Below are 24,633 nucleotides of genomic sequence, written 5' to 3'. Positions count from 1 at the left end.
CAACTTACAAGTTCCCAATTCACGCGGGGTTCTTGACGCCAAAGACCGCTATAATCGCAATGAGGCGATCGTGGCTCAGTGTCTTGGCGCCCCGAAAGGTTTATGAATTGACCAGTTTTAACGAACTTGGCCTCTCGCCGACTGTTGTCGCCACGCTGACCCAGCTTGGCTTCGAAACCCCTACCCCCATCCAGGCGCAGGGCATTCCAGTGGTGATGGCCGGTCGCGACCTGATTGGCCTTGCCCAGACCGGCACCGGCAAGACCGCTGCCTTTGGCCTGCCGATCATCGAGTTGCTGATGAAGGACGAACGCCGTCCCGACAATCGCACCACCCGCACGCTGATTCTTGCCCCAACCCGCGAACTCGTCAACCAGATCGGCGACAATCTGCGGTCCTTCATTCGCAAGACCCCGATCAAGATCAACCAGGTGGTTGGTGGCGCATCGATCAACAAGCAGCAGCTTCAGCTGGAACGTGGCACCGACATTCTGGTCGCCACTCCGGGCCGGTTGCTGGACCTGATTTCCCGCAATGCGATTTCGCTGCGCGCCGTCACCCATCTGGTGCTGGACGAAGCCGACCAGATGCTGGACCTGGGCTTCATCCACGACCTGCGCAAGATTGCTAAGATGGTTCCGGCCAAGCGCCAGACCCTGCTGTTTTCGGCCACCATGCCGAAGGCGATTGCTGATCTGGCCGGTAGCTTCCTCAACAATCCGGTCACCGTCGAAGTGTCGCCTCCGGGCAAGGCCGCCGACAAGGTCGAACAGTATGTTCACTTCGTCAACGGCCAGAACCACAAGACCGAACTGCTGAAGAAGACCCTTGCCGATCATCCCGATGGCCGTTCCATCGTTTTCCTGCGCACCAAGCATGGCGCTGAAAAGCTGATGAAGCATCTGGAAATCACCGGTTTCTCGGTTGCCTCCATTCACGGCAACAAGAGCCAGGGCCAGCGCGAGCGCGCCTTGAAGGGTTTCCGCGATGGGTCTATCCGCACGCTGATCGCCACCGACGTTGCCGCCCGCGGCATCGATATTCCGGCTGTCAGCCATGTGTTCAACTATGACCTGCCGGAAGTGCCGGACGCCTATGTCCATCGCATCGGCCGTACTGCCCGTGCTGGCCGCGACGGCATTGCCATTGCCTTCTGCGGTCCTGATGAAGCCCGCCTGCTGCGCGACATCGAGCGCCTGATGGGGATTGAAATTTCTGTTGCCAGCGGTGAAGCTCCGGCTGACCGTGGCCGCCCTGCCCGTCCAACCCGCCGCGCAGGTGGCGGTGGTGCAGGCGCCGGTGCCGGCAACCGCAACCATGGCAACCCGGCCCGCAAGGATGGCCGTCCGCAAGGCCGTGGCCCACGCGAAGAAGGCGATGGTGGTGAACAGCGTTCGACCCGCCCAGCCAACCGCAACAAGCCAGCCAACGGTCGCCCGGCCCGCCGCCCAGACCGTCCACGCCAGGACGGCCCGGCCCGCGCCGGTGCAGGCGGCCAGCGCCGCGAGCGTTAAACGTCTTCTGTGAATTTGCGAAAGGCCGGTTTTTCCGGCCTTTTTCTTTGACCAGAAGAGATGAAACACGGCTGAAAATGGCAAAAGGGCCGTGTGTTTCATCAAACACACGGCCCTTATCATCTCATTGGGATTGCTTACCCGTCAGCTTTCAGTGTTGACGAAGCGGCTCACTGCTGCTTGGTGCCGACGATCTTCTTGGTGATTTCCGTCATGCAATATTCGGCCACGGCGGCAATGGTCCATGCCGGGGTAGCGGCACCGGTGGAGCCGGGAATCAGAGAACCATCAACCACATAGAGGCCTGGTACCGGCGTGTTCTCGTCGGCCGCCAAGACCTGGCCGAATTCGTTGCAGGCCTTGCGGAGCACGCAGCCGCCGAGCGGATGGGCCGTGACGCCATAGGCCACCACGAACTCCTCCGGTACGGTGTTGCTTTTCCAGTCAGGCACGCTCTCGGCGTGAAGCAGCCGGGTCGATGCCAGTGCCGGCAGTGCACCACGATAGGAAATCGAACCATCGCGCAGGATCAGGCTTTCACCCTCCGTGCTGGCATTGATCTCACCCCATTCGGTCAGAACTGTTGCCAGCGCTGTGATCGAATCCAGTACGCCGACATTTGTGTCGCCATCTTCGGAAGGCTTCGTACCGGCTTTCGGCGTATTGGGATAATAGAGACTATAGACCTTTCGGCCCGAAGAACTATTCTGGATGAACTTGCCAGGCGCCGGCTGGTAGCAGACCGACATATTATAGGTGTTTTGCAGATTGTCGGCTTCGTCAAACCAGGCCGGATAGAGCATGAGGCGAATGAAAGACGCCGAATTATTGCTCTTCATGTAGTCGATCGACTGATTGAAGGCCGCCTCCAGCTTGTCGTCCGGAAGGGTGATGCCATCCAGGCTTTCGTCCTTGACGAAGTAGAAGGAGGCATCGGTCGAGCCGGGACCGCCATCCGAAGGCCGCGTCCTGCAGCTCATGTCCTGGGTGCCGGTGACATCGCCATTCTGGCCCCAGAACTGGCCGACATATTTGCTCAGCGCTGGCAGGCCATTGGTGTCAGGCGCTTGCGGATTGGGATTGTTGGAATATTCCAGCAGCATCGATGCCGTATGCATGGAGCCAGCCGAGAAGATCACGTTCTTCGCCCGATAGGTCACCGATGTCGGATTGGCGACATCGGTTGGCGAGATCTTCTCGACAGTGACGACATAGACCGGGTTCACGCTGTTGGAGCTCAGATCCTGGTAGACATTGGTGACATTGCTCAGGCATTGAATGTCAAGCAGGCCGGTTCCCTTGGCCTGTTTCAGGTAGTTCTGGTCCAGCGCCTTCTTGACGCCCAGCAATTCCGTGCCTCCCAATGGCGTGGTCGAAATCGAATAGCTGTTCATGCCATACCACATTTCGCCGATGATGGCAGACGGCAGCATTTCGACATTGACTTCCTTGCACACCACGCTCCAGTCGAGCGCCAGCTTGGTATATTCCAGCTTGATTGACTGGATCGGCGTTTCGACCGCCCCGGACTTGACAACCTCATCGATCTTCGCGACCTGCTCCCTGAAGCTGCGGGTAGAGAGATAGGGCGGGCTGTCCTTGAGCGGATAGGTGACCGTCAGGTCCGCATCGCTGCTCACCGGCACCGTCACAGACACCTTGTTTTCCTTGGCATCGATGGTTTTCGGCCCCATCATCTGCTCAACGGTGTCGTAATGCTTCGCCAGTTCGCCGTAGGATAGCAGCACATCCTTGTAGGAATCCAAATGCTCTGGATCGCGGAAGGCCAGGGTGAAGGCCAGTTGTGACGGCTTCTGGAAGAAGGTGTTATAGACCTGTGACGTGCCGCCCAGCGCCGCGCCAACAATGGTGGTCATGGTCGGCGAGCCTCCATTATCAAAAGCAGGGATCATCTCGACCAGGCCGGGATAGACCGGAATCGGACGCTGCGCATAGGTGGTCATCGTATTGAAGTTGCCGGTTGCATCATCCAAATCCTCGGGCTGGCCATAGGTATCCGGTGGGGATTGCGGCGTGCCGAACGGCTCGACATTCGTCATCCAGCCAGCGCGGCCATCCGGCTGGCGATAGTTGCTAAACGGCGGCGCGGTGGTGGGCTGGCCTGTCAGATTGCCCCACCAGTCCTTGCCGCGCTCCAAAAGCAGTACGGGTTTGCCCGCGGTAGCCGAATAATTGGCTTTCTGGAAGGCTTCGCACAGCCTGAGCGCGGCGACGCTGCCGCCGAAGCCGGAGCCGATAATGATCGTTTCATAAACCGGCGGACCGCCATTTTCGGGAATGACAATTTCTTTGGCTGACGCCGAAACTTTTTTCGAAGACACGATAAAGACCCCCTAGGAAATATTGGGTTCGAAAGGAATACGAGGTTCAAAGCAGGCCTGTCCGGTCCGGATCGCACCGGACAGGCCTGTTCATTCTCTTGGTTTTGCTTGTCTTTTTGGGAAAACTGGCTTCCCCTCCGTTCAACCGGAAGGGAAATCAAACTCACATGACAATGTGCTGGTGGTTGGCATTCATCTCGACGACTTCATGGCGAAGAGAGGGAATGACATCCTGATTGCTGGAGACGATCTCCGCCATGATTTCCGAAATGCGCGTGCAATCGGCTTCGACATAGCCAAGACGGGTGATTTCCGCCGTGCCGACCCGCATGAAGCCATCCACATGAATGTTATGCTGCTTCAGCTTATCGCGATATCCCTGCCCCATCTGCCGATCGAGCTTGGGCAGCACCTGGTGGCAATAGGATAATTCAGAGAATTTCTTGGTGGATTGGCCCCGCATCTCATAGCCCTTGGCTTGCAGCGTGTTGGCGAAGGCGCGCGAATTCTTCACCACCTGCTCGGCATAACGCTCCCACGGCACTTCATCGATGACGATGCCCAGCGAGGCAATGCGCGCCAGATGCGGATTGCAGATCATCGTCGGCCCGTTCAACGGCGTGAAATTGGAGACGATGTCGATGCGATCGTTCAATTCCTTGCTGTTGGTAACGATAATGCCGCCCTGCGGACCGGGGAATGTCTTGTGGGTCGAGCCAAACAGAATATCGGCGCCCTCGTTGAGCGGGTCCTGATACTGCTTGCCAACGATCAGGCCCAGACTATGGGAGCCATCATAGGCGACGATGCCGCCATAGCTATGCACAAGATCGGCCACTTCGCGCACAGGCATGGGAACGGTGAAGATCGACGCGCCAAGAATGACCAGCTTCGGCTTTTCCCGTTCCAGCAGCTCCAGAGTGGCTTCGAGATCGAGCTGCCACTCTTCGTCATCGAACGGAAGCGGCAAGGAAACCCGGTCAAACACTTCGTAATTGAAGGGATATCCGCCACCTGGAAAGAAAGGCGGGACACGCCCGACCTTGTCGCCCGGTGAGGTCAGCGCGAACACAACGGCCATCAGGCTCGCACTGCCGGAAATCGGGGAAATATTCACATACTCGGCGTTGAAAAGTTTTTTGGCCTTCTGCTCGGTGATCGCGACGATTTCCTGGGAAATATCAGTACCGGCATAAAATGGCGCCGCATAGCGGGACGCAAGGTCGGAACTCAGGGCCGCCAACGCGGCCGGAGACATACGGTTTTCACTGACGATCAGGTTGATAGCACCCGTTCTCACATCATTATGCTTGCTAATAAGTTTTACAATTTCATTCATAATTCGCCTCGTTAATCCTGGGAGGTTTAAGGACTGCGCGCGAGAATTAGCAGTCAGTAAATTTTAAAACTACCCTAAATTGTAACTGTAATTTTTGATTGTTTTTTTCAACCCAAAAAAAGTCATTCGGGGCCGTAAGGACGGAGACGTCAGGATTTTGCCGGCGCACGCGGAGCAAGCTTCATGATTTCCAAGAGCTAGCCTTGGTGATACATAAGCAAGAACAATATGTTATGTGATTTCTTAGAAGAAGCTGCAACAGCAGGCGGCAAGGCAGCGCGAGGCGCCGCACCGCAATCGACCCGTTTTCGCAATCGGCTTCAGATCCAACCGCGCCCATACCGAGCAGCCCTTGATGAGCGATGGTCCCAAGCTTTTAGCGGCGTATTCAACAGGTCATACGGCGCATGAAACCTAGAGAACGGCACCCATCGCTTAATCGATCTATTCGCCAAAAGCCGATGCTTTTTAACGATCAAGCCCCAACGATCTGGATTTGCGGATCGTTGCATGATTGGCCTCGGCCCAATTTTTCATCAGATGAAACGGTACCAACAAGGAACGCCCAAGCGGAGTGAGATCATATTCCACCCGCTGCGGGACAACCGGATAGACCCGGCGTTCGACAAGGCCATCCAGCTCCAGTCGCCGAAGCGTCTGCGACAGCATCCGCTGCGAAATATCGGGGATGCATCGCTTCAGCTCTGAAAACCGCAGCGTTCCCCCTTCGAGGTGCAGAGCGATCAGCATGCTCCAGCGGTCGGAGACGCGGTGAAGCACATCGCGTATGGGGCAATTTTCCAGGTTGTTTTCCAGAGTTTCCATCACGTTAAACGATTACCCGGTTACCTCGGGGTTACCAGGTAATTTCTCGCTCCCTTTCTTGCGCCGCTTACCGCCGCGCCATAGCCTGGCGCGACTGGTAACGAGAAGAGAGCAGGTTCAATAATGGATGTAAAGACAGTCTCCCGCACAGCGGATCACCCAATCGAAGATTTCTTCGTGGATCGCTGGTCTCCCCGCGCCTTCACCGAAGAGACGATTTCCGAACAGGATCTGCTTGGCGTGCTGGAGGCGGCGCGCTGGGCACCCTCGGGCCTGAACGCCCAGCCCTGGCGCTTTATTTACAGCTTTCGCGGAGAATCCCAATTTGATGGAGTCATCGCGGCGCTCTGGGAAGGAAACCGGGTCTGGGCGCAACATGCGGCGGCGCTGATCGTCATCACCACAAAGACAACACTCGTTCCGCCGGGCAGCGATGCGGAGGTCCCCAATCCCGGCCACGCCTTCGATGCGGGAACAGCCTGGGGCTATCTCGCGCTACAAGCCCATCTGAAGGGCTGGTCCACTCATGCCATGGGCGGCATTGACCCGGTAAAGACCGCCGAAGCGGTCAATATGCCCGAGGGATATGCCATGCAGGTGGTCATTGCGATCGGAAGACGCGCAAGCGCCGACCAGCTTCCAGAGGCGCTGCGTGGACGTGAAACACCAAGCCCGCGCCGCCCTGTCGACACCTCCGCTTTCCACGGCACATTTCCCCTTTGAACTGAATAGAGACGAAAATCATGAGCGAGCATAAAAAGGCGATCGTCAGAAAACTCATCGAAGAGGTTCAAGTCGGCGGCAATTACGCCGTCTTCGATGCCCTGATGCATCCTGATTTCATCGACCACACGCCCACGCCCGGCTTCGCACCGGATCGCGACAGCGTGCGGGCATTCTACCGTGCCTTCCACGCCTCCTTCTCCGAACCGGTCTGCGAGATCGATTTTCAGACCGCCGAAGGCGACCTCGTCACCACCCGCAAGGTCTATTCCGTTATCCACACTGGCGCCTTTAACGGCATTCCACCAACCGGACGGCGCATAACATTCGACGTTATCGATGTGCTGAAGGTCGAAGGAGAGTTCATTACCGCGCATTGGGGCATTCTGAACCTCATGAAGATCGTCGCGCAGATAAGCTGACCCAAGAAATACCGGCGCGCGGGATTATCTGCGCGCCTGCGCCTGTCGGAACGAGGGGGTAGAGGAAAAGGTCCGAATCAAGGGATCGAAACCAAAAAGCTCCAAATCTTTGTCGCCACCGTGATCTGGCACCCTTCTGCATAATTCCTTAGACCAGAATCGATTCAAGGAATTATACAGCAGGTACAAAGCTTTACAGCGCGGTGGGAATTTGCAAATTTAATGATATGGCGCATCCGACAGGATTAGGCATGAAAAATCATAAATACATGATTTATATCAGAAAAATTCCATTTTTGTCAGTCAAAATTCTCATTTTGTATCGCAGTTTATATCTCACTTTGTATCGCAAAAAATGGACTTCTTACGACTGAAATCCATCGAATAACAGGGGTAAATATTAGCCGCACGCCGCCGGGAATGCTTGCGCCCTGAGGCGTTTCCAGAAGCCACACGTAGAGAACAAAATGCGGAGTTCTTCCTTGTTTCTTTTATGGTGTTGGCCGACGACAACAAGCTTTCCCGCATGACGGGATTCACGGCAATCTCGGGCGTTTCATGAACTTCTCCTTTCAGGGCTTTGCAGCTCTCTTTGCCGATGCTATGTTCATTATTTGTTCCAAATGCTTTTATGCGGCAGTCGGGAGGTCAGGCAGTTTTATTCATGCGCGATAAAACACATCCGAGGGATCACGCCATGACGAGTTCGGAAGGGCCTGAGACGGCCATGAGCCCAGATCGTTCGACCGGCGTCTCTGCGCGCAAGATCATCCATGTCGATATGGACGCCTTTTATGCCTCTGTTGAACAACGCGACAATCCGCAGCTGCGCGGCAAGCCCGTCGCCGTTGGCGGGTCCGCTGCCCGTGGCGTGGTGGCGGCTGCAAGTTATGAGGCGCGGGCCTTTGGCGTGCACTCGGCGATGCCCTCCGTAACCGCCAAGCGCAAGTGCCCGGATTTGATCTTCGTACCACCCCGCTTCGATGTCTACCGGCAGGTCTCCCACCAGATCCGCGAAATCTTCGCTGAATACACGCTGCTGATCGAGCCGTTGTCATTGGACGAAGCCTATCTCGATGTCACAGAAAATCTGAAGGGCATGGAGATCGCCACTGAGATCGCGCTGGAAATCCGGGCGAAGATCAAGGCAGCCACTGGTCTCAACGCCTCAGCCGGCATTTCCTACAACAAGTTTCTGGCAAAGATGGCAAGCGACCTGAACAAGCCGAATGGCCAGGCTGTGATCACCCCCAAAAACGGACCAGGGTTTGTCGAGGCCCTCCCCGTCAAGAAATTCCATGGTGTTGGACCTGCCACGGCCGAGCGCATGCAACGCCATGGAATCGAAACCGGGCTCGATCTGAAATCGAAGTCGCTTCAGTTTCTTCAGACGCATTTCGGCAAGTCAGGGTCCTACTTCTATGGCATCGCGCGGGGCATCGACGAACGGCAGGTCAGAGCAGATCGCATCCGCAAATCTGTTGGTGCTGAGGATACGTTTGTCGAGGACATCGATGATCTCGATCCGGCCAGGGCGGAACTGCGGCCCCTGGCCGAAAAGGTCTGGCGCTATTGCGAGGCTCACGACATCAAGGGAAAGACCATCACCGTCAAAATCAAATATTCGGATTTCAGCCAAGCGACACGCAGCAAGACCGTGGCAGGATACGTATCGGACATCGACATGATCATGGGGATAGCGGAGCCCCTGCTCGCCTCAGTATTCCCGTTCAAACATCCGGTGCGGCTGCTTGGGATCACCCTGTCATCGCTGAACACCGAAGAAAGCGAGAAGACACCGCAGCTCGCGCTCGAACTCTGATGCGACGGCCCTGAAAACGAAAAAGCCTGCCGCGGGAGGAGGTGCGGCAGGCTTTCCGAAAAGAACCGAACAACGGCTGGGAGGAGGAGTGCCGCAGTTCCGACAGACGTGCCCTGGGAGGAGGAGTGGGCCGCCTGAATTCGAAGCTCTGCGGGAGGAGGTGCATCGCTTCGATGAAAATTAAGATACCAGTTTCCGCCGCACACGAAACAGACATTGCTGCAGTGCAGCTATGCGAGAAGCGCAAGGCCCTTTTGCGGCGTCAGAAGTATCGAGCTGAGGCTCCGTGGTGGGCCACATACAAAAACGCCCGCGTCATCAGCGGGCGTAGTATCAATTCGATCGCTTGAGAAAAAGCCGCTTAGCGAGAAACCGACTGGCGGGCAACGCTGTGGATGTCAGCCCGATTGATGCCCAGATCCTGCAGCTCACGGGTGGTCATGCGGCCCAGTTCTGTAACGGTCTGACGATACTTGCGCCATTTGTTGAAAGAGCGTGCTACGTTCATGATGATCCCCTTTCGTGAGGTCTCTTGACGCCAGCAACCTTGCCTTGGTTCCAACGTCGTTTCGATAATTGGAATATAGGCCCTTGCCCGCCCGTCGATAAGACACAAGGTCTGAGGTCAGCCATGCACTCAAAGCATTGGTCTTCTCGAAAATTGATCAAAACGATGGCATCACGCTCGGAACCGATCGAAGGCCGTCAGCCGCGTGATCGGTGGATCTGCATCGGGATAGCGGTAGATTTCGGTTCGCAGGTAAGAGAGCTCCTCGTCTAGCGCCTGCTCATCGACTTCGACCCACCAGGATTTCGGACGGCCGTCGCTTCCGTCAGACCAGCGATAGCCTCTCGCTTTCAGGTGGTCCTTCATGTCAAAGGGGCTATTCTCGGCAAGGATCCGGACACGCGATCGCTGGCTTGCTTGATAGAGTTCAGCAAAAGCGGTGGAGGCCGTTCCATCATTGTCCCTTGCGAGAACCTCCAAGAGCGCGAAACAATCGTCGACGGCGCGGTGCCCCTCGTGGAAGAAGCCCGCCTGCCCGATCAAATAACCAAGCTTGGTGCCTTCATATCCTCGTGACGCCCAGTCAATCTCGGCGTTTGAGCAGGCCCAGGCCTTGCCCGCAAACATCTGAGACAACATCTCGCAGAATGGACGGTCGAAACCGGCATTGTGGGCGATCACCAAATCCGCGGGTTCGATCAGGGCCTGGACGGCCTCCATATCGATCGATTGACCGGCGACCAACGCATCAGTGATGCCGGTGAGCTTTGTGACGTCAGCGGGAATGGACATGCTTGGCTGCTGAAGCCCGCCATAGACCCCGGTCACGTCACCGATGTTTCCATTGGAATCGAAAGTGAACGCGATCAGCCCGATCTCGATGATCTCATCCTTGCGCCAATTCAAGCCCGTGGTCTCGGTGTCAAGAATGATGCCCTTGAGGGGGAATTCCGGACGAGGGAACCGCTCGATTGTGCGCGGCACGAGTTTTGTGAGGATGCGGTAGCGGCCCGTCTCCGACAAATGGCGAACCATCTCCTCTTCACTCATGGAAGCGACCGGTTGCTCAGGCTTCACGGGTCTTGATTTGGCACGAACAACGAGCCGATCGCGCGAAACCTCTCCCGAAAACATGTCAAACTGTTCTGTCATTTCTATCGCCATCACTTCGTCGCCGGTTGCCGCCGTTCAAACACGGTGGGACCGGCAGTTCAATCATAATGGAGCATTTTGGGTCGTTAAGTTAAGAACGCCTAACGTGCAACTGCATGCCGATCGCGACAGAGTCCTCCCTTCCCTGCCGCGACGGCCTGATCAGTCTCCGGTCTTCGTGAGATCCAGTAGCCCTCTCGGCAGACTATTCATGCATTCCCGTGTTCAGGCTTTGCGCTCCATTGACCTTTTGAACGAACGCCAGTGGTAGCGCATCGCCGTTGTCACAGCCCCGTCATAAAATAAGGCGACAGCTTTCGCTCGATCAACTTTGGATGCTGGCATGGATTATTTCAGACGCTTCAACTTCTTGTTCGCCACACCCTCGTTCGACAGCGAGGATTTGGAAGGCGTTCGTTACAAACAGATCATTCAGGAGATCGAGCGTTCCGGTTTTGAAGTGGTGCGTGCCCGCAATCTGGACGACGCAGAGATCGTTGTTCAGACTGATGCCGCCATCGGCTGTATGATGGTCGATTGGGGCAAAAAGGGGCTCGAAGGCAAGACCTCTCACCTCATAAACTTGATGCGCCGCCGCGGGCTGGATTTCCCCATCATCCTCCTGATCCGTGGAAAGCGTTTCGAGGACGTGCCGGTTGAGGTGCTCGACTTCATCGATGGTTACGTTTTCCTTTCGGAGGAAACGCCCGCTTTCATCGCGAAGAATCTGATTAGCCGTCTGAAGCAATATGCCGAAACGCTGAAAACGCCGTTCTTCGGCGCCCTCGTGGATTACGCCGAGGAAGGTAACCATCTCTGGACTTGCCCCGGACACAATGGCGGCGTGTTCTACAGCCGCAGCCCGATCGGCCGCGTGTTCATGGAGCACCTCGGCGAAGCGGTCTTCCGCGACGACCTTGACAATTCCGTGCTCGACCTCGGTGACCTCCTGACCCATGAGGGACCGGCGCTTGCGGCACAGAAGGAAGCGGCGAAGATTTTCGGCGCCGAGAAGACCTATTTCGTGTTGAACGGAACATCTACCTCCAACAAGGTCGCGCTTTCCGCCCTTGTCACGGATGGCGACCTCGTGCTGTTCGACCGAAACAATCACAAGGCTGCGCATCATGGGGCCCTTATGATATCGGGGGGCATTCCCATTTACCTCCCGACCACGCGCAACGCGCATGGTCTCATTGGCCCAATCGACTACGCGTCGCTGGACGAGACCGCGCTGCGCGCCCGCATTCGCGCCAATCCCCTCGTGAAGGATCCCGACGCCTGGCAGAAACCGCGGCCATTCCGCGTTGCCGTGGTCGAGCAGTGCACCTACGACGGCACGATCCACAATGCCGAGATGATCCTGAAATCGATCGGTCATCTCTGTGACTATATCCTCTTCGACGAGGCCTGGGCCGGGTTCATGAAGTTTCACCCGCTCTATGCGGGGCGGTTCGCCATGGGGCTCGCTAATCTCGGCCCGGATTCCCCCGGCATCATCGCCACCCAGTCTACGCACAAGCAGCTCGCCAGCTTTTCGCAGGCGTCGCAGATCCACATGAAGGATCGCCATATTACCGGCCAGAAGCGGCGCGTAGAGCACCGGCGCTTCAATGAGAGCTTCATGCAGCATGCCTCCACTTCGCCCTTCTATCCCCTGTTCGCCTCGCTCGATGTGGGCGCGCAGATGATGAAGGGTCGTTCCGGCGAGGTGCTGTGGGACGATACGATCCGCCTCGGCATCGAGCTCAGAAAAAAGATGCGCGCCGTGCGCAGGGAATTCGAGGACAAGGAGCCGCGTGCAGAGCGCCGTTGGTTCTTCGAGCCCTTCGTGCCGGATCGCGTCTTGATCCCTGATGTTGCAAGCCCCGGTGCCTCGCACGACGTGCCATGGGAGAGCATTGCCACCGACCAGCTGGCGACAAACCCGGCTTTCTGGCACCTCACCCCCGATGCATCCTGGCATGGGTTCAGCGGCATGGAACAGGGGTTCGCCATGACGGATCCCAACAAGTTGACGGTGCTGACGCCGGGCTTCGACCGCAAGACTGGTCTCTATGCCGAACATGGCATTCCTGCCCCGATCGTAGCGCAATATCTTCGCGAAAACCGCATTGTTGCCGAGAAAAACGACCTCAACTCCTTGCTCTTCCTGCTGACGCCTGGGGTCGAGGCAAGCAAGGCCGGCACCCTGATAAGCGGCCTCGTGGCCTTCAAGAAGCTGCATGACGACAATGCATTACTGGAAGAAGTGATCCCGGAATTCTACCGTCGGCGCCCGGGCCGCTATGCCGGCGTGCGCCTGCGCGATCTCTGCGGCGATCTGCACCGCTTCTTCCGGGATGCCAACGTCAGCGCGTTGCAGGCAAAGCAGTTTTCTGCTGCGCACCTGCCACCAATGGCGATGTCGCCGCATGACGCGGCACGCAGTCTGGTGCGCAACGACGTCGATTACCTGCCGATCGACGAGATTACTGGACGCATCGCGACGACCCCCTTCGTGGTCTATCCGCCGGGCATCGCCACCATCGTTCCGGGTGAGCGCCTCACCGATCTGGCGCAGCCGATGATCGACTATCTCAAGATGTTCGAATCCTGCTTCAACACCTTCCCCGGGTTCGAAGTGGAAATCCAGGGCGTCTATCGCGAAACGGATGCCGCCGGGCGCGTGCGGCTCTATACCTACGTCGTTGCGGAGTAGTCTGGCCATGTCGGAACAAATGATGGACCAGGACAACCGGATGGTCATCCGGCCGTCGCGCGACGCAGACGTGGAAGCGATGCTAGCGATTTATCGCCGGCATATCCGCCGCGGCCTCGATGAGGGCGTGGACGACAGCGACACGCCCGAGCCGGACGACCTGCGGGAGCGGCGCAAGAACCTCAAGAGCAAACGCTTTCCCCATATTGTCGCAACCATCGACGGCACGGTCGTGGGCTACGCCTATGTGGTTCTGTTTCGCAAGCGACCGGCCTATCGCTATACGGTCAAACACTCGATCTATGTGCATCACGACCATATCGGCAAGCGGGTCGGAAGCCAGTTGCTGCGCGGTCTGATCGACGCCTGTGCTGCAGCGGGATTCCGGCAGATCATCGGCTACATCGACGCCGACAATGCGGCTTCGCTTGCCCTGCACGATCGTTTCAATTTCGTGCGCGTCGGCCTGTTGCCAGCCGTAGCCTATCGCTATGGCCGCTGGGCGGACAGCGTCATGGTGCAACGTTCGCTAGGGACGGGTGCAACCACGCCACCTCCCCCGCCGCCGTTATCCACACGCTAACGCCCCACCGCGGCTTTATGCGGTGGTAGGACCGCAGACCTGCTGGGCTCCGTACGCATCCTAAGAGCAGCGCGACCACTGCAATAGCCTGCTTGATGGAGCTCGACACCGTCATGCAGCCTGTTGGAAGACCAATGGTAGATCCTGGGCTTACGGGGTCGGGCAATTTTTCAGATCATCCGCCCGGCTTCCTATTATTCGGAGGAGCTAAGATGTAGCGTTTGCAGCTCAAGTGCGCAGTTTCAAGGTTTCCAAACACCTTGATAAGAGCACCTTGACGAAGAGTGCTCCTCGCAACGCCCGCCTTGAGATCCCATCAGGGGTGAGTAGCGGCCTGCACCGTGGCAGAGTGAGGTCGCTAGAAAACTCTCTGGAGGCCAATCATGCCGATAACAGCAGATCAAACTCAAGCGCAGACCGCTACCCCCGTCGATCTTGGCGCAGTATTCGTCTCGTTGGAATTGAGTAAATCGACGTTGCTGGTGACAGCTTTGTCACCTGGCAGCGAGAAGATGTCCCGCCACACCGTTACTGGAGGGGATATTGCCGGCTTGTTCGCATGCTTTGCAGCGCTTCGTCAGAAAGCCACTCGGCGAAAGAACATACTTTGCCACTGGTAGTGATCCAAAAGGCCGGGTTGGATGGCTTCTGGCTGGGGCGAATGCTTAGCAAAGAGGCCTGGATCGAGAGCCACATTGTAGAAGCCGCATCAATTGCCATGCCGCGCCGGCATCGCCGGGCGAAGACTGACCGTATCGACGTCGAAACGCTGATCCGCGCTTTGATGGCATGGAAACGTGGCGAGCCTCGTGCGTGCTCGATGGTCAAACTTCTTACACCCGAGGAAGACGACAATCGACGGATTGGACGGGAACGGAAAACTCTGATTGCGGAACGTGTCTTCCACGTCAATCGCATAAAGGGCCTGCTCTTCACGCAAGGAATTCGGGATTACCAACCTGTCAATCGAGATCGCCGCCAACGTCTGGAAGAACTTCGGACTGGCGATGGTCGACCGCTCTCAAAACATTTGAAAGCAGAAATATGCAGAGAACTCGATCGCCTCGAATTGTTGCTCACACAAATCAAGGCTGTTGAGGCCGAGCGAGATGCCTTGATCGTTCAAGAGACGCCGGAAACGCCGAAAGAAGCGACCGCTCTTTTAGGCATCAAAGGAATAGGGCCGGAATTCGCTACGATACTCTACACGGAGGGCCTGTTCAGACACTTCGACAATCGACGCCAAATTGCATCTTACGCAGGTCTTGCCCCTCTGGCAAAGCGGTAACGTCAATCGCGAACAGGGCGTGTCTAAGGCGGGAAATCCGCGTTTGCGAGCCACCATGGTCGAGCTCGCCTGGCTATGGTTGCGGCATCAACCGAAATCGACATTAACATTATGGTTCAAAGAGCGCATCGCTCGGAACGCCGGCCGCTTAAAGACGCCGATGATCGTTGCGCTCGCGCGTAAGCTGCTCGTGGCCCTCTGGAAGTACGTGAGCTCCGGCGTCGTCATCGAAGGTGCGATCATGAAAACCGCCTGAAACACAAACTGCTGCGAAACACAGTTTCTAATCCTCAGGGCCTGATCAGCCCTGACGGATCCAAGTGAACGGACCGGGGATCCTTTTGGCCTTCAACGCCGACCTTGAGTTTGGTCCCGTTCTCCTGAGCCCGTGCTCGTCGAAAGCGGGATAATGGTGCAGCCGCGTGAGAGCGGCGACCGGATGTGACGTTGTATAGACCCGAGAACCGGGCCGGTAATTGCTATGGGCTCAGACCGTGGATCCCGCCTACGAAGGAGAAATTCGATGCCACTCGAATGAACAATTGACAAAAATCCTGATGTGAGGGATCTGAACCTGCGGCCCATTTATCAGAATGTCAATCGGCGCGGAAAGTTGACCCCATATCGGCGTCCAATGTTGACCCCCGTGTTGACGATCAGCACCTGGATCGCCCGGCGCTGGCCGGGGTTGCAGAGGGCGAAACAGGTGCGGGTGATGGGGCTCTTCGGCTTTAGCTTTGAGAGCGGTTTTTGAAGCGCCAGGACTCGTTGCCGGTTTCGACGATCTCGCAGTGATGGGTGAGCCTGTCGAGGAGCGCGGTGGTCATCTTGGCGTCGCCGAAGACGGTTGGCCATTCGCCGAATGCCAGGTTGGTGGTGACTATGATGGATGTGCGCTCGTAGAGCCTGCTGATCAGGTGGAACAGAAGCTGGCCGCCGGCCTGGGCGAATGGCAGGTATCCGAGTTCGTCGAGGATGATGAAGTCGAGGCGGTTGAGATAGTCCGCCGTCCGGCCCTGCTTGCCGCTGCGCGTCTCCGTCTCCAGCCGATTGACCAAGTCGACGACATTGTAGAAGCGCCCGCGTGTGCCGTTGCGGATGAGCGCGCGGGCGATCGCGATGGCCAGGTGGCTCTTGCCGGTGCCCGTGCCTCCGACGAGAACAACATTGCGCTGATCGGCAACAAAGGCTCCGGTGGCCAGGTCGCGGACAAGGCCTTCATTGACGGGCGTGTTGGTGAAGTCGAAGTCGTCGATATCCTTGGCGAGCGGCAGCTTGGCGATGCTGAGCTGGTAGCGGATGGAGCGGGCCTGCTTCTCGGCGATCTCGGACTGCAGAAGATCGCCAACGATACGCGGCGGCTCATGCTGGCGCTTGATGCCGTTGCCCATGACCTCGTCATAGGCGCTGCGCATGCCGTAGAGCTTCAAGGTGCTCATCAATTCCAGAACCTGTGTGCGTTCCATCAGCTTGCCCTCCTGAGGCTGTCATAGCGAGCGCAATCGGCGACCGGCTCATGGGTCAGCCGCAGTGCATCGGGGATTTGCAGGGGCGCAGCCGGAGCAGGATCACGACGCCGCGCCAGTATGTTGAGGATGACGGCAGCCGAGCAGACGCCCTGATCAAGCGCCTCCTGGCAGGCGGCCTCAACGGTCGTGATACCGTCGCCCGGTACGCATCCGAGAATGGTGACCATTTGCCGATCGCCGTCATCGACTGTCTTCAATCGCTTGCGGACCTTCTCCATCGCCGCCGGCATTACCCAGTCGCGGAACGGCGCGCCATTGCGAAGAGCGCCGGGTTTACGGGCCAGGACAGGCACATAATGCCAGGGATCATAGACCGTCTCGCCGCGGCCGAAGCTGCGCCGATGTTCGGCGATGACCGTGCCATCCTGCTTGACCACAATCCGGTCGGCATAGGCGTGGACTTCGACCGGGCGGCCGACAGCCGTTGAGAGGACCGAGTATTTGTTATTGTCGAAACGGACCGTGCAGGTCTTCGAGACCGAGGCCGGAACGCAGTGAAAGCCGTCGAACGGACCGACATAGGGGACGAGGCTGCTGCGTTCGGCTTCGAACATCTGCCAGATCGTCTGGTCGGCCTGTTCCGGATGGTTATGCGCTTTGGCATAGGCGACGCATTTGTCGAGCAGCCAAACGTTCAATTCCTCAAGGCTCTTAACCCTCAGGCGCGGCGTGAAGAAGCGTTCGCGCACCAGGCCAACCTGGTTCTCGACCTGGCCCTTCTCCCAACCAGACGCCGGGGTGCAGGCGACAGGCTGAACAAGGTAGTGGCTGCACATCTGCAGAAAGCGGCGATTGTATAGCCGCTCCTTGCCCACGAACACCGCCTCCACCGCCGTCTTCATGTTATCGTAGATGCCACGCGTGCAGGTACCACGGAAGAAGGCAAACGCCTTGTCGTGGGCGTCAAACACCATCTCCTGGCTCTCGCGCATATAGGCACGTGCAAACATCATGCGGCTGTGGCAGAGCCGGACATGAGCAACCTTCACGGTCGTCGTCGTGCCGTTGATCAGCACGATCTCGTGGCTCCAGTCGAACTGGTAGGCTTCGCCGGGTGCATAGTAGAGCGGCACATAGGCCTGCGCCGTCGCTGATCCCCGGTTCTTCGCCCAACCCTTGGCGTAACGGCGGATCGCATCATAGCTGCCGTCATATCCGAGCGCTCGAAGCTCCTCGTAAATCCGGATCAGCGTTAGCCGTTCGCGCGATGGCCTGCCTTCGTTCGTCGCAAGAAACCGCTCGATCTCCGCCTGCCAGGCCCCCGTCTTTGGCAAAGGCTGCCGCTCGCGCTCGTAGGAGAAGTCGGTCTCGTCGCTGCGCAATATCTTGCGGACCGTGTTGCGGGAAACATGCAGTTCACGGGCGATCTTCTTCATCGACCAACCTTGAACATGAAAGGCCCGCCGGACGCGCGCAATCGTATCCACTCGCTTCAACTCCCTCTCCATCCGCCGTCAAAAGACGGATGGTCAGATAAATCCGAAGGGGGTCAAAATTGGACGCCGATTACCCCGCTAATGGGGTCAATTTTGCACGCCGGAACACAGCGTTGCCGCGCTCAAAGCCGAAAACGAGCGGTTGCAGGAGACGATCACAAGCCTTGCAAGATGCCGAAGAATTTAGCGAGCTTGGAAAATGAGCCGCGCTAAGTTCAAACATGCTATCAACGAGCGCGCACAAAGCGGGATTATTCCATGATCACAATGGAGGATCTGTTGCTCGCACGCCAAGGCGTTGCCGAGGCAATTGCCGCCTGCGAAGACGAGGGCGAACATGAAGAAGCGGCAATCTACGCGCCGCTTTTCGAGCGCCTGGACAACGAAATCACCGCGCGGATCAATCGCCGCGACACGATCAGCCGCGCGCGGCAATTGATCGCCAATCAGCATAAGTCAATTGCGGCCAGGTCGAAACGATAAGCCATGGCTGCGAGGACATCGCGCACCTGCGCGACGGGATGCCCGTCTCCATAGGTCTCACGGCTGAACGCATGGCCCATCAAGTCGGCCTGCATCCGCTCAGGCGCTTTCTCCTCATTTAACCGGTCCTGAAAGCTGTGGCGCAGCGAATACAAGCTGTGCTTATCAGTCGGCAAAAGCCCTTTGCTCCGCAGATATTTGTTGATCGCGGTCGACATCGAGGCGGCTTTGTCGAAGTACCGTTCGAGCCCGGCCGGAACCTGCTTTGCCGCCAGTAACGACACACCAACCAGCGGAATTGTTCTCTCACGAAATTCAGTCTTCAAAGTCGCCCCGGTGCGCGGGGTAAGACGCACGTGCGGCACAAGGCTATCCAGGCGGATATCTTCTTGCCGCAAGGCGCATAGCTCTTCCGCGCCCATGCCTGTTTCCACGGCAAGATAAACAGCCATACGAGCCGTCTTATTCAGCCCCGACAGCGCGCCCGCCCCTAGCAGGACCTTTTCGACATGTTCGCGCGTAAACGACGGCCGGCGGCGCTGAATTGATTGCAACTTCAGCTTGGAAAAAAGTGATGGCAGATCCAGGCTGTATTCCGTCGCCATGGTCGAAGTGATGCTGCTCACCAGCATCATGTGCTTATTGGCGGTTTCGGGTGTGATGTGACCACCGACGACCCGAGCGGCGAGCCAATCCCTGTATTTCCGCGAGTGACTGCGAGTTAGATCGGCAAATTCGACCTCCCCTCCGACGCAATCGATAAACTCTCGCCACGCCTGTTCCCGCGCAACCTTCCACCGCCTCTTCTGATCTTCTCGTTTTTGCACCTGACCAGGCACGGTCACCTGCTCATAGGCAGCGAACAAATCAGACAGCGTTACGGCCGGCGGCGTCTCAGCCCCAAGCAGCGCTCGACGCGCACTCTTATCCGATCCGCGACCGACGGCCGCCTTTGATTGCTTTACCAGATCCACAAGCGGCCCGTCGTGCAGCTCTGCGGCCGAGCGATAAACGAAACCCTCAAGCTGTGCTCGACTGATCGCCGCCTTGTATCGATCCCAGGCCGACTGGCTTTCACCCTTCGCCAGCGCCGCCCAAAGAGCCTCAAGGTTCCGCTCCGCGTCGACCGCTGCATTCACAGCCGCCACCCAGCTATCAGTGCGCAGACTGAGCCGGACAATTCCTCTTTCATCGAGGTGAGCCAGAGCAATCGGCACACGTCGAACATAATAAAAAATTCCGTCGCGCTGCGTGATGCGATCAGAGGCTGATTTGTTCCGCGCCATTCAAGACCCATTGCCTCCCAGATTGTTACGCAGTTTGTTACGCAAAATCCGATCAATCGACAACGACTAACGGCGCCTCATCACATAAGCGATTGATTTCACTTATTAAAATTTCCACGACAATCATTTAAAATGAGATTTTGTGGCGCACCCGACAGGATTCGAACCTGTGACCTTTGGAATCGGAATCCAACACTCTATCCAGCTGAGCTACGGGTGCGTTCAGATGAGCACTTGTGGTGCGAAGCGGTACATAGCCTAGTCTGACGGCGGCATCAATGGTGAATTTGTGTTCGATCCACAGAAGCCTGTCTGCCGAAAAAGACACCTCTAAAATAAGAGATTGTGGATACAGCTGTTTTACCCCTATATTGTTTCAGGGGGAAATCATTCAATTAAAGAATTATCTTGTACCTATATGTTAAGAAGGGTAAAGATGAACTGTTATTGAGAGTCAGAACATGCCGGATTGTGGGATCGGGCATTGGTCACGGGAGGTTTGTAGTCTAGGGGCATGAGCAATCAACATTTTATTGGTGAGGGCGCCGGTGTTCGACAAGGGGTTGTCGATTATTCCGGGCTAGCCTATTCACTCGGCTTTCGCGTTAGGCGCGCACAACTGGCCATTTTGCAGGACTTTCAGGATGTTCTCGGCGGTCATGATATCCGGCCAGCTGATTTTTCCGTTCTGTCGATCATTGCCGGTAATTCCGGAATGAAACAAAGCGACGTCGCCTCGACGCTGGCGATCCAGCGGGCCAATTTCGTCGCGATCGTCGACGGACTGGAAGACAAGGGCCTTATCGAGCGACGTCGCTCGGATACGGACCGCCGCGTCTATTTTCTTCACCTGACGTCCAAGGGTTCGGCATTTCTCGAAGAGCTTTTGCCCAAGTGGCGCGAGCATGAGGAAAAATTCATTGGTCGGCTTGGCGGATCGGAAAAACGCGATCAGCTAATTGAATTGCTGAAGTCGATTTCTGAGTAATGGTCAATCAGACTCAGGTCCGGTGTCATATCCGGACCTGAGTTATCGCATTGAAATGCGGCTTCATTTTTTCCATGAAAATTTCGGCTATCGCCTGCCTGGCCCGACGAACAAGAGCTTTTCCCTGACACTTGGGTTTTCAAGCACTTGAGTTTTCAAGATCTTGTCTTCAGGGCCTGGTCTATCAGTTGATTGGCAATGGTCATCCGTGTATGAGCCGCATCCGCAAATAACGGATGAACCAGGTCCGGGTGATTGAGCTGCGCAAACGCTCTCCGCTTCGCTTTCAAGCTTGAAGCCTCGTCATTATCAGCAATACCCAGATCCTCCGCGACTTCCTCCGGCGCAAGACGCGCGAGGTAGGCGGGCATTTCAGGGGGAGCCACCTCTTCCTCGGCCAGTTCTGCCTCGGAAACAGCTTCCTCATCAGGCATCAGCTCGAGATATTGCTCTTGCGCCCACGCCGCGGCGGCTTGTGGCACGTGGCTGTTTTCCTGAACGAAGCCGGTATTCAATCCAGAGACGCGGTAGTGATTGGCCCCACGCTCACGTTCGGCCTTTTCCGCCTCTTCGTTGGAAAGCCTCTCGACGACGGATTGAAAGATCGATTGTCCAAACAACATCGCGCCTGTCCTTATTTGCCAAGAACTCTACAGCACAACGGACAGAACCGGAATTAGTTTCCAAGAGCCGGCACGACAACAGCGGTAAAAGCTAAACGATCAGCCTGACGGAGCCAGAGGTTCGTCCTTCCTCCAGGTCGGCATGGGCCTGCACCGCTTGCGCCAAGGAATAGCGCGCGCCTTCCGGCAGGCTGAAGCCAGCTTTCAGCACCTCGAACCACGCTTCAGCTGCTCGCCGGTATGCATCCCGATCGGCAAGGAGAGAAACAATGCTTGCCCGAATGAGCGATCGATTGACAAGGCTCATGGGATCGATGAGCGGCAAGGCGCCTGCGGTTTGCCCGATCGATGCCACCAGTCCGAAAACACGCACGGCGCGCAGGCTTCCTGCAAGGGTATCGCCACCCACACCATCGATGACCAGATCAACGCCCCGGCCCTTCGTCAGTCCCAACGTCACATCGACAAAATCGCTTTGTTTGTAAAGGATAGCATGGTCGAGGCCGTGTTGTGTCGCGAGATCGGCCTTTGCCTGCGATCCAACGGTACCGATGACTTTTGCGCCCTTCTTCTTCGCCCATTGCGTCAGGATCAGGCCAAGCCCGCCTGCCGCAGCATGAACCAGAACCACCTGCCCCGGCAATACGTGCCCAACGGTTTCAAGCAGCATATACGCGGTCAATCCACGCAGAAACGATCCGCCGAGAATCTCGTCATCAAGCTCCGCAGGCGGCTTTACGGCGATGGAGGCCGGAATGATCCTGCTGGCCGCATAGCTGCCAGCTGGCAATCCCGCATAGACCACCCGGTCGCCAACCTGGAAATCGGCAACGTCATCGGCCACCTCTTCAACCACGCCCAAGGCTTCCACGCCCGGCACCGCCGGCAAGGGCAAAGGATAGGCGCCGCTGCGGTGATAGATGTCGATATAATTGACGCCGACCACCGTCTGCCGCAGGCGAATTTCACCTGGCTTGAGAGCAACTATGTCACGAGAAACTGGCTGCAAAACATCCGCTGCGCCAGGATATTTAAATTCCATGACCAAAGTCATCGGCTCACTCCCTGTGTGTCGCACCCTCGCTGTCATACCAAGGCTTCTTGCCAAGGATTTTGGTATTCCATTTTCAGACATCTCAAGGCGAGGTGCATTTGCATCTTTGTGCATTGGTATCTCTGGTAGGCTCATGTGCGATAGTGCATACTTACGCACAGTACATGTGGAGAAACGCACAAGTGAACTGGGATGATTATCGATGCTTCCTGACCCTCGCCAAGACCGGTAGCTTCTCACGGGCAGCACGCCTGCTTCACGTCGATCACACAACTGTTGGCCGGAGGGTTGCGGCATTGGAGGTGGATCTCGGTATAAAGCTGGTGGAGCGGCTGGCGAGAGAAGTCAGGCTGACGGCAGAGGGTCATGAGCTGGCGACCCTGGGACTACCCGTCGAAGAAGCAATGGCCAGCGTCGAACGGGCGGCGGCAGGCGGCGGTGCAGCATTGGCGGGACCTGTGCATATTTCCGCGCCACCCGGTCTGGCATCGCTCTTGCTGGCACCGAAACTGGTTTCCCTGCATCGCCAGTATCCCGACATCAAAATCACGATGTCGAGTGACAAGGATTTTGCAAATCTCAATCGGCGCGAAGCGGATATTGCACTACGATTGTCGCGCCCACTCTCGAACGGACTTGTCGCCCGCAAACTCCGCGATATCCCATTCTTCTTTTTCGCAAGCCACACCTATGACATCGCGGAGGATGACTGGGAATTTATCACCTATCTTCAGGCGGATGATATTTTGCCGCAACAGAGCTGGTTGATGCAGCATATCGGGTCGAGAACCATTGCGCTGCGATGCAGTGATGCCGCGAGCCAGGTTCAGGCCGCCGCGTCCGGCCTCGGCGTGGCGCTGTTGCCGGACTATCTCGGATATAATGATACCCGTCTCAGGAAATGCCCCAGCCAGCTCACGCCGCCACGGCGCGAATTATGGATGGTGGTACATGACGATATTCGCCACGCACCACGGGTGCGGGTCGTGCTGGATTTCCTGATCGGCATACTTACCGCCACGCAAGATCTCGAATTGCCACATGCATCAGAGGCTTGAGACATTCGAAACCGGAATGGTAATTATCAAGCAAACTTAAAGTATTACAGCGCCGCACGTTTATAAAACGCACGGCGCTGAAAAGAGAGCCTCCCACCGCAAGCGGCGGCAACTCCTACCTTCACCCCTGGCTCTGCGACTGGCTTTGACCGGTCTCCGCGACGCTCACCGTTACGGACATGTCCTCCCCCGCCAGGCCGATGCGCATGCCGGAAACCGGTGCTGCGTCAGCGTAGGACAGGCCAGAGGCAAGCCGCACATAGCGGGCATCCGGGCAGACATTATTGGCGGCATCGAAGCCGACCCAGCCGAGCGATGGAAGGTGTATTTCGGCCCAGGCATGGGTTGCCGTCTGCTCTTCGATCCCTTCCATCATCAGATAGCCGGAAATATAACGGGCTGGCATGTTCATCAGCCGGGCGGCCGAGATCATGATATGCGCATGATCCTGGCACACGCCGATCCCCGCCTCCAGCGCCTGTTCGGCGTTCGTCTCGGTGGTGGTCGTCCCCGTCTCATAGCGCACCTGTTCATGCACACGGGCCATCAGGTCGTGCATCCTGGCCAGTTCATTATCGCCCGCCAGGCTTTTGACCAGATCGCGCACCAGCTTTCCGGCCTTGGTGCGCGGCGTATCGCGCAGATAAAGCCAAAGCGGCACATAGCCGGTATGAACGCCAAACACGCCAGCGCGATCCTCGGTTTTCACCTCGCCCGAGGCGACAATTCGCACGGACTTGGCTTCCCCTTCAAAGGACACCAGATGAGTGTGATTGCCAAACTGGTCGTTGAACCCGGCCTCGACATTGGCACCATCCACCACGATCGTCCAGGACAGCACGTGCAGGCCAGGGTTTTCGATCGGGGTCAGCCTGAGCCGCTGGAGCGAGAACTGCACCGGCTCGTCATAGCTATATTCCGTCACATGATTGATTTTCAGACGCATCGCTTGTGCCC

General features: G+C 57.2%; 19 protein-coding genes, 1 tRNA gene and 2 pseudogenes. 10 read left to right on the top strand and 12 right to left on the bottom strand.

All coding sequences use genetic code 11. From position 1 onward, the window contains the following. Positions 1–107: 107 nt before the first annotated feature. Complete coding sequence (locus IEI95_RS13580; protein WP_475378254.1) at positions 108–1,514, top strand: DEAD/DEAH box helicase; 1,407 nt, start codon at positions 108–110, stop codon at positions 1,512–1,514. Positions 1,515–1,684: 170 nt separating this feature from the next. Here the strand turns inward: IEI95_RS13580 and IEI95_RS13575 are convergent, their stop codons facing one another. The 3 genes from IEI95_RS13575 to IEI95_RS13565 all read right to left on the bottom strand — a co-directional run bounded on the left by IEI95_RS13575 (position 1,685) and on the right by IEI95_RS13565 (position 6,020). Beyond that, positions 1,685–3,856 carry a hypothetical protein gene (locus tag IEI95_RS13575; RefSeq protein ID WP_156537014.1) on the bottom strand — a complete coding sequence of 724 codons (2,172 nt, stop codon included), beginning with the start codon at positions 3,854–3,856 and terminating at the stop codon, positions 1,685–1,687. A 163-nt stretch (positions 3,857–4,019) separates the two neighbouring features. Next, positions 4,020–5,195: an aminotransferase class V-fold PLP-dependent enzyme gene (locus tag IEI95_RS13570; protein WP_015916831.1), complete on the bottom strand. Its 1,176-nt coding sequence runs from the start codon at positions 5,193–5,195 to the stop codon at positions 4,020–4,022. Positions 5,196–5,663: 468 nt separating this feature from the next. Continuing rightward, positions 5,664–6,020 carry a winged helix-turn-helix transcriptional regulator gene (locus IEI95_RS13565; protein ID WP_194417297.1) on the bottom strand — a complete coding sequence of 119 codons (357 nt, stop codon included), beginning with the start codon at positions 6,018–6,020 and terminating at the stop codon, positions 5,664–5,666. Positions 6,021–6,143: 123 nt separating this feature from the next. On the opposite strand from IEI95_RS13565, the gene IEI95_RS13560 reads away from it, so the two are divergent. The 3 genes from IEI95_RS13560 (at position 6,144) to dinB (ending at position 8,987) form a co-directional block, all read left to right on the top strand. Continuing rightward, a complete protein-coding gene (locus tag IEI95_RS13560; protein ID WP_194416566.1) occupies positions 6,144–6,743 on the top strand; it encodes a nitroreductase family protein in 600 nt (199 codons plus the stop codon). A 20-nt stretch (positions 6,744–6,763) separates the two neighbouring features. Further along, positions 6,764–7,165: an ester cyclase gene (locus IEI95_RS13555; protein WP_156537016.1), complete on the top strand. Its 402-nt coding sequence runs from the start codon at positions 6,764–6,766 to the stop codon at positions 7,163–7,165. Between the two features lie 697 nt (positions 7,166–7,862). Beyond that, positions 7,863–8,987 (top strand): DNA polymerase IV, encoded by a 1,125-nt coding sequence (dinB, locus tag IEI95_RS13550; RefSeq protein ID WP_420481792.1) that lies wholly within the window; start codon positions 7,863–7,865, stop codon positions 8,985–8,987. Positions 8,988–9,348: 361 nt separating this feature from the next. Here the strand turns inward: dinB and IEI95_RS13545 are convergent, their stop codons facing one another. After that, on the bottom strand, positions 9,349–9,495 hold the full coding sequence (locus IEI95_RS13545) for a DUF1127 domain-containing protein (protein WP_194416564.1): 147 nt from the start codon (positions 9,493–9,495) through the stop codon (positions 9,349–9,351). A gap of 171 nt (positions 9,496–9,666) precedes the next feature. Beyond that, entirely contained in the window at positions 9,667–10,647 is a 981-nt protein-coding gene (locus IEI95_RS13540) for a 3'-5' exonuclease (RefSeq protein ID WP_194416563.1), read from the bottom strand. 343 nt (positions 10,648–10,990) lie between these two features. Between IEI95_RS13540 and IEI95_RS13535 the strand changes: the two genes are divergently transcribed. The 3 genes and pseudogenes from IEI95_RS13535 to IEI95_RS13525 all read left to right on the top strand — a co-directional run bounded on the left by IEI95_RS13535 (position 10,991) and on the right by IEI95_RS13525 (position 15,475). Then, positions 10,991–13,348 carry an Orn/Lys/Arg family decarboxylase gene (locus IEI95_RS13535; protein ID WP_015916838.1) on the top strand — a complete coding sequence of 786 codons (2,358 nt, stop codon included), beginning with the start codon at positions 10,991–10,993 and terminating at the stop codon, positions 13,346–13,348. A 22-nt stretch (positions 13,349–13,370) separates the two neighbouring features. After that, positions 13,371–13,931: a GNAT family N-acetyltransferase gene (locus IEI95_RS13530; protein ID WP_041698156.1), complete on the top strand. Its 561-nt coding sequence runs from the start codon at positions 13,371–13,373 to the stop codon at positions 13,929–13,931. Positions 13,932–14,314: 383 nt separating this feature from the next. Beyond that, positions 14,315–15,475, top strand: a pseudogene (locus IEI95_RS13525) (IS110 family RNA-guided transposase). A 475-nt stretch (positions 15,476–15,950) separates the two neighbouring features. Here IEI95_RS13525 and istB read toward each other — a convergent pair. Both istB and istA read right to left on the bottom strand, forming a co-directional pair. After that, positions 15,951–16,685 (bottom strand): IS21-like element helper ATPase IstB, encoded by a 735-nt coding sequence (istB, locus tag IEI95_RS13520; RefSeq protein WP_156543945.1) that lies wholly within the window; start codon positions 16,683–16,685, stop codon positions 15,951–15,953. After that, positions 16,618–18,184, bottom strand: a pseudogene (gene istA, locus IEI95_RS13515) (IS21 family transposase). Before istA ends, istB begins: the two are co-directional and overlap by 68 nt. Before the next feature lie 258 nt (positions 18,185–18,442). Here istA and IEI95_RS13510 point away from each other — a divergent pair. Continuing rightward, positions 18,443–18,667 carry a hypothetical protein gene (locus IEI95_RS13510; RefSeq protein ID WP_156535449.1) on the top strand — a complete coding sequence of 75 codons (225 nt, stop codon included), beginning with the start codon at positions 18,443–18,445 and terminating at the stop codon, positions 18,665–18,667. Here IEI95_RS13510 and IEI95_RS13505 read toward each other — a convergent pair. Both IEI95_RS13505 and IEI95_RS13500 read right to left on the bottom strand, forming a co-directional pair. Further along, positions 18,631–19,953 (bottom strand): tyrosine-type recombinase/integrase, encoded by a 1,323-nt coding sequence (locus IEI95_RS13505; RefSeq protein ID WP_194416562.1) that lies wholly within the window; start codon positions 19,951–19,953, stop codon positions 18,631–18,633. The two genes, IEI95_RS13510 and IEI95_RS13505, sit on opposite strands and share 37 nt — an antisense overlap. A 143-nt stretch (positions 19,954–20,096) precedes the next feature. Then, positions 20,097–20,173 (bottom strand) — tRNA-Arg (locus IEI95_RS13500). A 294-nt stretch (positions 20,174–20,467) separates the two neighbouring features. Here IEI95_RS13500 and IEI95_RS13495 point away from each other — a divergent pair. Then, complete coding sequence (locus IEI95_RS13495; protein ID WP_015916868.1) at positions 20,468–20,941, top strand: MarR family winged helix-turn-helix transcriptional regulator; 474 nt, start codon at positions 20,468–20,470, stop codon at positions 20,939–20,941. Between the two features lie 155 nt (positions 20,942–21,096). Here IEI95_RS13495 and IEI95_RS13490 read toward each other — a convergent pair whose 3' ends face one another. Next, complete coding sequence (locus IEI95_RS13490; protein ID WP_156535444.1) at positions 21,097–21,564, bottom strand: hypothetical protein; 468 nt, start codon at positions 21,562–21,564, stop codon at positions 21,097–21,099. Between the two features lie 91 nt (positions 21,565–21,655). Continuing rightward, complete coding sequence (locus tag IEI95_RS13485) at positions 21,656–22,618, bottom strand: quinone oxidoreductase family protein (RefSeq protein ID WP_156535442.1); 963 nt, start codon at positions 22,616–22,618, stop codon at positions 21,656–21,658. A 182-nt stretch (positions 22,619–22,800) separates the two neighbouring features. Here IEI95_RS13485 and IEI95_RS13480 point away from each other — a divergent pair, with 182 nt between their 5' ends. Next, a complete protein-coding gene (locus IEI95_RS13480) occupies positions 22,801–23,676 on the top strand; it encodes a LysR family transcriptional regulator (protein ID WP_194416561.1) in 876 nt (291 codons plus the stop codon). Positions 23,677–23,797: 121 nt separating this feature from the next. Here IEI95_RS13480 and IEI95_RS13475 read toward each other — a convergent pair whose 3' ends face one another. Next, positions 23,798–24,622: a transglutaminase family protein gene (locus IEI95_RS13475; protein WP_015916872.1), complete on the bottom strand. Its 825-nt coding sequence runs from the start codon at positions 24,620–24,622 to the stop codon at positions 23,798–23,800. Positions 24,623–24,633 lie beyond the last annotated feature (11 nt).

The sequence above is a fragment of the Agrobacterium vitis genome, from assembly GCF_014926405.1.
GTDB classification, from domain to species: Bacteria; Pseudomonadota; Alphaproteobacteria; order Rhizobiales; family Rhizobiaceae; genus Allorhizobium; species Allorhizobium vitis_H.
Note: the sequence above shows the minus strand (reverse complement) of the source record. Positions and strands in the feature narration are given on the sequence as shown.